The organism is Brevibacterium sp. p3-SID960 (assembly GCF_025144725.1).
In the GTDB taxonomy this organism is placed as follows: domain Bacteria; phylum Actinomycetota; class Actinomycetes; order Actinomycetales; family Brevibacteriaceae; genus Brevibacterium.
Genome location: NZ_JALXKS010000017.1, coordinates 42,186 through 52,640 on the forward strand (window position 1 = coordinate 42,186; position 10,455 = coordinate 52,640).

The following is a 10,455-nucleotide window of genomic DNA, read 5'->3' on the forward strand; positions in this document are numbered from 1 at the left end:
GAGAACGCGGCGGGGCAGGTCACCTCGGCAGCTGCGGCAGCTTCTCCTCGTACAGCCACGGGTCGACGATCGGCGCGACTGAGGAGCCGGTGACCTCTGCTGCCAGGTCGAGGAAGTCGGCGGTCGTGACGTAGCCGTACCGGTGGCGCTGCGTCCAGCCGCGCAGCAGCCGCCGGAACCACTCCTCGCCTACGTGAAGCCTGAGGGCGTGCAGCGTCAGCGCCCCGCGCTTGTAGATCCGGTCATCGAACATGTCGGCTGGGCCGGGATCGGCCAGCACCAGATCCTGGCGCTGGCTGTCGAGCAGGTCCCAGTGGATCTGGGCGAGCTCATCGGTGCGGCCGCGTCCGGCGGCCTGGGCCCACAGCCATTCGGCGTAGCAGGCGAAGCCCTCATTGAGCCAGATGTCCGACCAGTGGGTGAGAGTGAGTGAATTGCCGAACCACTGGTGGGCCATCTCGTGGGCGACGAGCCGTTCGGCCTCCCAGGTCGCGGCCAGGTGGTTCGGGCCCAGGATCGACAGCGGCTGGGACTCCAGCGGGATCTCGAGGACGTCATCGGTGATGACGACGCCGTAGTGCTCGAAGGGGTACGGGCCGAACCAGTCGGTGAAGATGCGCATCATGTCGTGCTGCTTGCCCAGAGCCCGCTGGGCGCGCTCCCGCAGTCCGCGTGAGCAGGCGATGCTCATCGGCACCGGGCCCGGCCGCTGGGCCGGTGCCAGCTCGGTCGTCTCGTACTGCCCGATCTGCACGGTCGCCAGGTACGGGGCCAGCGGCGCCTGGGACTCCCACACCCACCGGGTGCGCCCGGCCTTGCGGGAGGTGCTCACGAGCCGGCCGTTGGAGATGACGGCATACGGCGACTCGACGAGCACCGAGATGCGGAAGTCGGCTTTGTTCGAGGGATGGTCGTTGCACGGAAACCAGGTGGCCGCACCGTTGGGCTGGCCGGCGACGAGCACCCCGTCGGTCAGCTCCTCCCAGCCGACATCTCCCCACATGCCCATCGCCGGCTGCGGATTGCCGGCGTAGGAGATCTCGACGGTGCTCACAGTACCGCGCTGATAGGTCCGGCGGGGGAGGACGATGAGTTTGCGGCCGCGCTGCCGCCACCGTGCCCGGGTGCCGTCGACGATCGCCTTGGACACCTGCAGGCCGGCGAGGTCGAGTTCGAAGGCGCTGCTGTCCTCCAGCAGCCGCACCCGCAGCCGGGCGTGGCCGGCGAGCCGGTTGGGGGCGATGCGGTAATCGAGCGTGAGGTCGTAGTGCTCGACACGCAGCATGGTGGTGCCGGAGTCAGGTGTGTAGGAGTCGACAGCGGTCAACGGGCGTCCTCGGAATCGGTCGGGGTCTCAGCTGGGCAGGTGGTGCGTTCTGTGCCGGCCGGTGCGGGCCGGTGCGGGGTCTCCGGCAGCGGCGGGGCGTCGATCCAGGGGACGACGGGGTTGCCGGAGAAGTAGGCGTGCGGGGGCACGAACTCACCGCGCATGACCAGCGAGGTTGGCCCGACGGTGGCGGCCTGGCCGATCGTGGCCGCGGGCAGGATGACGCTGTTGGGCCCGAGTGTAGCGCCTGGGTCGAGGGTGACGGTGTCGAGTGCCATCACCCGGTCGTGGAACAGGTGCGTCTGGACGACACAGCCGCGGTTGACGGTCGAATTGTCGGCCAGGGTCACGAGGTCGGCTTCGGGCAGCCAGTAGGTCTCGCACCACACGCCGTGGCCGATCTTCGCGCCGAGAGCGCGGAGGAACCACACGAGTGCCGGGGTGCCGACGGCAGTGCGCGCGAACCACGGGGCGGCGACGAGTTCGACGAAGCAGTCGGCGACCTCATTGCGCCAGATGAAGCTCGACCACAGCGGATGCTCACTCGGCTGTGTCCTGCCGACAAGGACCCACTTGGCGATGACCGCAGTGCCGGCGGCGACCGCGCCAGCGGCCATCATGACGACACCGGAGCCGATGACCAGCGTCAACGGTGCCAGCACCGCCGCCGAGGTGCCGGTCGCCTGGGCCAGCTGCGCACCAGCCGACAGCAGCCCGTAGAGGGTGATGAGCAGCCCGGTGATGAGCAGGCCCGCGGTGATGACCGACAGGCCGCGCAGCGCCTCCCAGCAGCCGCGGGCGAACTTGAGCCGAGCCGGCGGATTGTAGGTCAGCGACTCATCGGCATCGACTTCGCTGCGGCGCAGCTCCACCGGCGGCGACCCGATCCACGAGCTGCCCTTCTTCGCCTTGGCGGGTGCTGCTGAGAGCACGGCGACGAGGGCGTTCTTCGGCACCCGGCGGCCGGCGGCGGCGATGCCGGAGTTGCCGAGGAAGGCGCGTTTGCCGACCTTCGCCCGGCCGATGCGCATCCAGCCGTGGCCGAGCTCATAAGAGGCGACCATCGTGTCATCGGCGAGGAACGCCCCGGAGGCGATCTGCGTCATCGACGGCACCAGCAGCACGGTGGAGATCTCGACATCGCGCCCGACCTTCGCGCCGAGGATCCGCAGCCACACCGGAGTGATGAGGCTGGCGTAGAGCGGGAACAGCAGCTCCCGGGCCATGTCGAGGATCCGCTCAGTGGCCCACAGCCGGAAGCCCATCATCGAACGCACCGGGAACAGCCCCTCACGCATCCCGAGGGCCAGCGTGCGCACTGCGATGACGACGAGTGCGGCGGTGGAGACGAACCACAGCAGCGCCTGCACCGGCGCCCAGGCCAGCAGCGTCAGCGGCTGGGCGAACACCTCGGGCCCGGTGAGCGCGAGCATGAGCGCCACGCCCGGGATGAGCGCGAGATACGGGATGAGGGCATGGAACTGGGAGCCGAGCGCGTAGAACAGGAACGGGGTGCGGGCCCGGCGGGTCGGCGGATCGGGCCAGGTGCGGCGCTTCTTGCCGATCCGCACGGCAGGCGAGCCGGAGAACACCTGGTTCTTGCGCACCCGGCCGGTGACCGCGGAGCCGGGCTCGACGCGGGCGTCGGCACCGATCCGGGTGCCGGGCATGAGGGTCGAGCGGGCGCCGACGGTGGCGTCGCGGCCGATGTCGATCGTGCCGATGCGCAGCAGGTCGCCGTCGACCCACCAGCCCTTGAGGTCGACCTCGGGTTCGACGGCGGCACCGCGGTCGATCGTCAGCAGTCCGGTGACCGGCGGGATGGTGTGCATGTCGACGTCCGGGCCGATCCGGTTGCCCAGCAGCCGGGCGTACCACGTCACCCAGGGTGCGTTGGCGACGGACACCGCGCCGGCGAGGTCCTGGATGTGCTCGGCGAGCCACAGTCGCAGGTGCACGCTGCCTGAGCGCGGGTACACTCCCGGCCTGACTCCTGCCATGAGGGCGCGGGCGCTGAGCGCGGAGACGAGCATCTTGCCCCAGCCGGAGACGAACCCCGCCCACAGCACGATGACGAGCCACCACGGGGTGGTGATGAGCGGTGCGCCCTGCCAGGCGGCGAGGTTGGCTGCGGCCATGAGGAGGACGACCCAGCGCATCCCGGCCAGGATCGTCACGAGCGTGCCGAGCAGCGTCTGCAGCAACTGCATCGACCGGCGGGTGCGGGTGACGGTGCGATGCTGGCCGGGCACCGCGCTGCCGGTGCCCTCGTCGCCGAGGCACAGTTCGGCCAGCGCCCCGAAGCGCGGATGGGAGTAGACGTCGCCGACGGTGATGGTGGTGTGCCGGGCGCGCAACCGGGAGACGAGCTGGGCGGCGGCCAGGGAGCCGCCGCCGGCGGTGAAGAAGTCGGTGTCCATGCTCGGGCGGCCGCCGAGGACCGCCTGCCACTGCTCGGCGATCCAGTCGGCCTCCTCGGGCACCGCCTCACCGGAGGTGTCGTCGACGAGGTCGGCAAGCGGCCACGGCAGGGCATTGCGGTCGACCTTGCCGGAGGTCTTCGTCGGCAGCGTGTCGACGACCGCCAGGCGGGGCACCAGCGCCGGTGGCAGCACCTCGCGCAGCTGGGCTTCCCAGTCGGCAAGGGGCGCCGGCGCCGCGGTGTCGGCTGGGGCGAGGTAGCCGATGAGCAGCTCGGTGCCGGCGGGGGTGGATTTGACCGCGGCGGCGGCACCGGAGACGCCGGGCAGCGCCTGCAGGGCGGCGTCGATCTCCCCGAGTTCGATGCGCCGGCCGCCGAGCTTGATCTGCTCATCGGCGCGGCCGACGAACAGCAGCCCGGCGGGGTCGTTGACGACGAGGTCGCCGGAGCGGTAGGCGCGCTGCCAGCCGAGCGTAGGCATCGGCGCGTACTTCTCGGCATCCTTGGCCGGGTCGAGGTAGCGGGCCAGGCCGACGCCGCCGATGATGAGCTCGCCGGTCTCGCCGTCTGCGACGGGGATCCCCTCAGCGTCGACGATGGCCAGATCCCAGCCGTCGAGCGGCAAGCCGATGCGCACCGGGCCGGGCCCGCCGAGCGGGGCGGCGCAGGCGACGACGGTCGCTTCGGTCGGGCCGTAGGTGTTCCACACCTCGCGGGTGCCGTCGGAGAGACGCTGGGCAAGCTCCGGCGGACAGGCCTCACCGCCGAAGATCAGCAGCCGCACACTCTCAAGCGTCTCCGCCGGCCACAGCGCGGCCAGGGTCGGCACGGTCGAGACGATGCTGATGCGCCGGCCTGCCAGCCAGGGGCCCAGGTCCATGCCCGACTTCACGAGTGCGCGCGGGGCGGGCACCAGGCAGGCCCCGTGCGCCCACGCCAGCCACATCTCCTCGCAGCTGGCGTCGAAGGCCACTGAGAGCCCGGCGAGCACCCGGTCGCCGGGGCCGATCGGCTCGTCCTGGCAGAAGACCCGGGCTTCGGCGTCGACGAAGGCGGCAGCTGAGCGGTGGGTGACGGCCACGCCCTTGGGCTTGCCGGTCGAACCGGAGGTGAAGATCACCCAGCAGTCATCATCCGGCTGCGGGGCACGCAGGGCAGGCACCGCCTCGGCCGCAGGATCGCGGCGCGACTCGATCTGCAGCCCGGCGGTGACGATCGCGGTGACCGAGGCTTCGGAGAACACGGTGGCGGCCCGCTCATCGGGATCGTCGACGTCAACGGGGACGTAGGCTGCGCCGATCATGAGGGTCGAGAGGATCGCAATGTAGAGGTCGGGGGTGCCGGAGGGCACACGGACACCGACCGTGTCGCCGGGGCCGACACCGGCGTCGTGAAGCTGATGGCCGAAGTCGCGCATCGCCTCCAGCAGCTGGGTGTAGCTGATCGAGCGCACCCCGTCGTCAAGCGCCGGTGCTTCGGGGTGCTGGGATGCGACGTCGATGAGGATGTCGATGAGCGTGCGTTCCGGGGCTGCGCGATGCGCTCCCGGGAACTGCGGTGCATGCACGATGATGTGGTTCCTCCGGGCTCAGACAGGCTTCGAGTGAATCTTAGCCCGTGGCCGGGCGGCGCTGCGGGAGCACCGGGCCGGGGCGCGGGGCAGGCAGGCTCACACCGCTCGGCCGGACTCCCAGGTGAGGCGAACCGAAGTGAGGGTCTACGATGGAGCGGTGAATCCTGCCGACTGGCCGCTGCCGCTCTTCGTCGTGTGGCTCATCATGTACGCCGTCATCATCGTCCGCGCCGGCGGAACCTATCTGCTCGGCAGGCTCGCCCGCCGGGGTGTCAGCCGCATCCAGCGGGTCGAGCGGATCATGCAGTCTGCCCGCTATCAGCATGCCGAGCAGCTGCTGCGCCGCTACGGGGCGGCCGCGGTGGCGGTGAGCTTCCTGCTCATCGGCGTGCAGACCGTCGTCAACCTGGCCGCCGGGTCGATCGGCATGAGCCTGCGCCGCTACCTGCCGGCGCTCGGTCTGGGCGGAGCTGTGTGGGCGCTCATCTACTCGACTGTCGGGCTCGTCGGCCTCAGTGCGATCGTCACCGCCTATCGGGAGAGCCCGGCCGTCACGCTCGGGATCAGCGCCGTCTTCGTCGCCGTGATCGTCGGGCTGACTTTCGGGCTGCGCCGCGCCGAGGCTGACCCGGGCCCCGAAGACCCGGACCCCGGAGCCTGAACCCGCGGGACTGACCCCAGCCTCGGCCCAGGATCCCTGCTGATGCACAAGGGCCCCGGTCGGTGACCGGGGCCCTCATCGCTGGTCGGGCTAGCGGGATTCGAACCCACGACCTCTGCACCCCCAGTGCAGCGCGCTACCAAGCTGCGCCATAGCCCGATGCCGACCATGCAGACGATCCTGCGAATCGGCTCGTCTAACTGTATATCGGCGCTTCGGCTGGAGCAAAAACTCCCGCACGACTGCGGCACACCTCACAGCCGCGCCATCGGCGCCGACGGTCATGAGATGATCGGTCTCAGTATACTGCTGCGCATTCGGCCCCGCTGATGGGCGCGACGCGCTGCACGCAGTCTCACGCTCACCCGGGTGCGATCAACGAGAGGAGGCCGCCGGATGCCCGAGACCAAGCGCCTGCGGCGCGCTCGCAGGTTCGCCGAACGACGGGTGACATCCCGCGGCAGCGGCGCGCTGCGCGAGTCGTACTCGTCCTCGCTGCTCGAATCGCTGTGGCTGCGAACGCCAGAGCCGGACTACGAGCTGGCAGCCAAGTCCGGGGCACCCAAGCGGCCGAGCACCAAGCTCATCGCCGGCATCGTCGCCGTGTTCCTCGGGCTCACCGGCTCGATCGCCGTGGTCCAGCTGACCCGCGGCAGCGGGGGAGAGCGCACGACAGCGGACTACCTCATCGAGCAGATCGAACAGCGCTCGCAGGAGAACGAGAACCTCGCCGCCTCCAATGAGCAGCGTGCCGCCCGGCTCAGCGAAGCGCAGACGTCAGTCCTCGGCGAAGACCGCAGCAGCGAGCTGGAGGTGCTGGCTGAGAAGGCCGCGCTGACCCCGGTCACCGGACCCGGCGTGACGCTGACGCTCATCGACCAGGACACCAGCGCGCTTGACAATGACCCGCGGGAGGCCCCGCCGGAAGCCAACAAGGTCCACGATGAGGACATCCAGGCCGTCATCAATGCGATGTTCGCCTCAGGCGCCTACGCCGTGGCCGTCAACGACCACCGGATCACCACCACCTCGGCGGTGCGCAGCGCAGGCGGGGCGATCCTCGTCAACTACGACCCGCTGCGCCCACCGTATGAGGTCGTCGCCGTCGGCCCAGACGACCTCATCGACCGCCTCGACCAGACCCAGGCGGCCAGCTACCTGGCCACCATCAGCAAGGACTACGGGATCGGCTACTCCGCCTCGACCTCCGCTGAGGTGACGATCCCGGCAGCCGAGCTCTCACAACCCCGGTACGCTCAGCCGAAGGGCGAACAACCAGCAGACTCTGAGGAGACACTGTGATCGCGATCATCGGGCTCATCATCGGCATCGTCTTGGGGATCGTGCTCAATCCCGAAGTGCCCGCCGTCATCCAGCCGTACCTGCCGATCGCCGTGGTCGCAGCCCTCGACGCGCTCGCAGGCGGCCTGCGCGCCGTGCTCTCGGGCAACTTCGACGACCGCGTCTTCGTCATCTCGTTCTTCTCAAACTCGCTCGTCGCCGCGCTCATCGTCTTCCTCGGCGACAAGCTCGGCGTCGGCTCGCAGCTCTCGACCGGCGTCGTCGTCGTCCTCGGCATCCGCATCTTCACCAACGCCGCCGCAATCCGCCGGCAGCTGTTCAAGGCGTAACAGATGGCTGATCGAGACGAAGACATGAGCGCCCAGCAGCCGCACCCAGAGGACCGGCCGCTGACCCGGCGTCAGGCGCTGGCCCGTGAGCAGGGCACGCCGCTGCCGGATTCCAGTCCCGAGGCCGACGGCGAGCAGGATGCGCCTTCCGCCCCCCGTCTGCCCGGGCCCAACCCCGAGCCTGAGGACGCTGGCACCCGGCGCGACGTCGTCGGGCGGCTCGCAAGCGCGCTGAAGTTCCGGGCCAATCGCTCCCAGCTGCTGGCCGGCGTGCTGTGTGCGCTGCTGGGCTTCGCTTTCGTCGCCCAGCTGCAGCAGACCGAGGACGCCGGATTCTCGCAGCTGTCCGAACCTGAGCTCATCCGCATCCTCGGCGACGTCGATTCCCGCAACCAGCGCCTGGAGCAGGAATCCGCCTCGCTGCGCCGCGATGAAGACGAGCTGCGATCCTCGACCAACCAGCAGGAGGCTGCGCAGAAGCAGGCCGAGGAGCGGGCTCGGTCGATGCAGATCATCACCGGCACGGTCCCGGTGACCGGGCCCGGCATAGACGTGACGATCACTGCCCAGCCCGGTCAGCTCAGCGCCTCCAATCTCGTCACGCTGGTCCAGGAGCTGCGCGATGCTGGGGCGGAGGCGATCGAGATCAGCGGGCACCGCGTGGTCGTGTCCACCTACTTCACTGACACCCCGACCGGCGGCCTGGAGATCGACGGCGAACCGGTGGACCTACCGATCCGGATCCTGGCGATCGGGCAGCCGGACACGATGGACACCGCCCTGCGCATCCCCGGCGGCATCTACGACACGGTCGAGAAGCGCGGCGGCGCGATGACCATCAACCAGGAGACGAGCCTCGACATCGACAGCACCGTCCCGCAGCTGGGCAGCGGATGACCTCGCCTGCGTTTTCGCGTGCACGGTTTCTGTGATGTTGCTCTAGTGTTATCGTCATTCTGTTGACCAGTTATGCTGGGTGCATCACCACAATGAGCAGGAGACAACATGCCCGACCTGACCTTCCCAGCCTCACTGCGGTATTCGCGTGACCACGAGTGGGTCACCGAAACTCGTGAGGGATCTGTCGTGCGAGTGGGCATCTCCGACTTTGCGCAGGATCAGCTCGGCGACGTCGTGTTCGTCGATCTCCCCGACGTGGGTGACAGCGTCACGGCCAATGAGAACTGCGGCGAGGTCGAGAGCACCAAGAGTGTCTCCGACATCGTCGCCCCGGTCAGCGGTGAGGTCATCGCGGTCAATGAGTCCCTCGAAGACGCCCCGGAAGTGATCAACTCCGATCCCTATGGTGACGGGTGGCTCTTCGACGTTGAGCTCAGCGATGTCTCTGAGCTTGATACGCTCATGGATGCAGACGCGTACGCCGCCGCAGTGGAAAGCGAGGGAGCCTGATGTCCCAGCAGAACTACCCGCAGGATGAGGCGGGACAGACTCCGTGGTACGGCGGCGATGACTCCGCCCGCGAACCGCGTGCTTTCCCGTATCAGACCGGTGAGACCCCGACCGACCCGAGCCAGAACCAAGGCGGTTCCCACGCTGCCGGTGAGCAGATTGCTGCCGCAGCACCGCAGCGGCAGGGCTACAACGCCCAGCAGTACGGCAGCGGCCCTGCCGCTCAGCCGCAGTACGGCTCGCAGCCGCCCTATGGTGGACAGCCGGAGTACGATGCCGACTCGCAGCCCCAGCAGCAATACGGCTCGCAGCCCTACGAACCGCAGCAACAATATGGCCAGCAGTCCTACGAACCGCAGCAGCAGGGCGGACAGCCGGCCTATGGTTCCCAGCCGCAGCAGGGCTACCCCCAGCAGTACGACTCCGGTGCACAGCCCCAGTACAGTTCAGAGCCTCAGTACGGCTCGCAGCCGCAGGGAAGCCAGCCCGAAGCCGGCACACAGGCGTCTCCGAATGCCTACGGCAACCAGCCTGTCGGCGGCCACGACCAGCAGGTGCCGAGCATCCTCGACCCGCGTACCGGTGAGATCCATCCGGTCTCCGACCTCAACCACCTGCAGGAGACCGATGCGCTCCTCGTCGTCGTCTCCGGCCCCGACGCCGGAGCGCAGATCCTGCTCGACACCGACGTGGTCACCGTAGGACGCAGCCCGAATGCCGACATCTTCCTCGATGACGTAACCGTCTCGCGCAAGCACGCTGAGTTCGTCCGCACCCCGAGCGGATTCACCCTGCGCGACACCGGTTCGCTCAACGGCACCTACGTGGGCCGTCAGCTCATCGATTCGATCGAGCTGCAGAACGGCGCGGACGTGCAGATCGGGAAGTTCCGGATGATCTTCCAGCAGCGTCCGCTCAGCAGCTGAGCGAAATGGCCTACGTCAGCGTCGAAGTCGTCGGGGTGCGCATCGAGTTGCCCGCCAACCAGCCGATTCTGCTGCTCAAGGCCCTGTATCTGCCGCGCTATCTGCCGATCTGGATCGGCACGGCCGAAGCCAACGCCATCGGCATCGCCCAGCGCGGTCTGACACCGCCGCGGCCGCTGAGCCACCACCTCATGCTCGACATCCTCGAATCCTACGGGGCCGAACTGACTGAAGTGGTCATCACCGGCAAGGAGAACCACACCTTCCTCGCCGAACTGCACACCTCGGACGGCAAGACGATCTCCGCTCGCCCGTCCGACGCCGTCGCACTTGCGCTCATCGCCGAATGCCCGGTGCTGGCCGATGAGCAGCTCATTCAGGAGAACGGCATCGAAGCTCCGGAGGCAGACGAAGAGGAGGTCGCACAGTTCCGCGACTTCCTCGACCATGTCTCACCGGAGGACTTCGAAGGCGAAAGCTGAGCTTTCCCACCCCGCCGTTCGCA

The 10,455-nt window shown here is 68.9% G+C and carries 9 protein-coding genes and 1 tRNA gene; 7 read left to right on the top strand and 3 right to left on the bottom strand.

Going from position 1 to position 10,455, the window contains the following annotated elements:
* Positions 1–19: 19 nt before the first annotated feature.
* Complete coding sequence (locus M3B11_RS06955) at positions 20–1,327, bottom strand: M1 family metallopeptidase (protein ID WP_259876019.1); 1,308 nt, start codon at positions 1,325–1,327, stop codon at positions 20–22.
* A complete protein-coding gene (locus M3B11_RS06960) occupies positions 1,324–5,322 on the bottom strand; it encodes a Pls/PosA family non-ribosomal peptide synthetase (RefSeq protein ID WP_259876061.1) in 3,999 nt (1,332 codons plus the stop codon). Before M3B11_RS06960 ends, M3B11_RS06955 begins: the two co-directional genes overlap by 4 nt.
* Before the next feature lie 157 nt (positions 5,323–5,479).
* Here M3B11_RS06960 and M3B11_RS06965 point away from each other — a divergent pair, with 157 nt between their 5' ends.
* Positions 5,480–5,983 carry a DedA family protein gene (locus tag M3B11_RS06965; RefSeq protein ID WP_259876020.1) on the top strand — a complete coding sequence of 168 codons (504 nt, stop codon included), beginning with the start codon at positions 5,480–5,482 and terminating at the stop codon, positions 5,981–5,983.
* An 82-nt stretch (positions 5,984–6,065) separates the two neighbouring features.
* Here the strand turns inward: M3B11_RS06965 and M3B11_RS06970 are convergent.
* Positions 6,066–6,142 (bottom strand) — tRNA-Pro (locus tag M3B11_RS06970).
* 237 nt (positions 6,143–6,379) lie between these two features.
* On the opposite strand from M3B11_RS06970, the gene M3B11_RS06975 reads away from it, so the two are divergent.
* The 6 genes from M3B11_RS06975 to M3B11_RS07000 all read left to right on the top strand — a co-directional run bounded on the left by M3B11_RS06975 (position 6,380) and on the right by M3B11_RS07000 (position 10,432).
* Positions 6,380–7,285 carry a DUF881 domain-containing protein gene (locus M3B11_RS06975; protein ID WP_259876026.1) on the top strand — a complete coding sequence of 302 codons (906 nt, stop codon included), beginning with the start codon at positions 6,380–6,382 and terminating at the stop codon, positions 7,283–7,285.
* Positions 7,282–7,614: a small basic family protein gene (locus tag M3B11_RS06980; protein ID WP_259876028.1), complete on the top strand. Its 333-nt coding sequence runs from the start codon at positions 7,282–7,284 to the stop codon at positions 7,612–7,614. The genes M3B11_RS06975 and M3B11_RS06980 overlap by 4 nt, the downstream gene beginning before the upstream one ends.
* 3 nt (positions 7,615–7,617) lie before the next feature.
* A complete protein-coding gene (locus M3B11_RS06985) occupies positions 7,618–8,511 on the top strand; it encodes a DUF881 domain-containing protein (RefSeq protein WP_259876029.1) in 894 nt (297 codons plus the stop codon).
* Between the two features lie 108 nt (positions 8,512–8,619).
* The gene (gcvH, locus tag M3B11_RS06990; RefSeq protein WP_259876044.1) at positions 8,620–9,024 is read left to right on the top strand and encodes a glycine cleavage system protein GcvH; all 405 of its coding nucleotides are present in this window, start codon (positions 8,620–8,622) and stop codon (positions 9,022–9,024) included.
* Complete coding sequence (locus M3B11_RS13390; protein ID WP_396121545.1) at positions 9,024–9,950, top strand: FHA domain-containing protein; 927 nt, start codon at positions 9,024–9,026, stop codon at positions 9,948–9,950. The genes gcvH and M3B11_RS13390 overlap by 1 nt, the downstream gene beginning before the upstream one ends.
* A 5-nt stretch (positions 9,951–9,955) precedes the next feature.
* Positions 9,956–10,432 (top strand): bifunctional nuclease family protein, encoded by a 477-nt coding sequence (locus tag M3B11_RS07000; RefSeq protein ID WP_102160583.1) that lies wholly within the window; start codon positions 9,956–9,958, stop codon positions 10,430–10,432.
* The last annotated feature ends 23 nt before the right edge of the window (positions 10,433–10,455 follow it).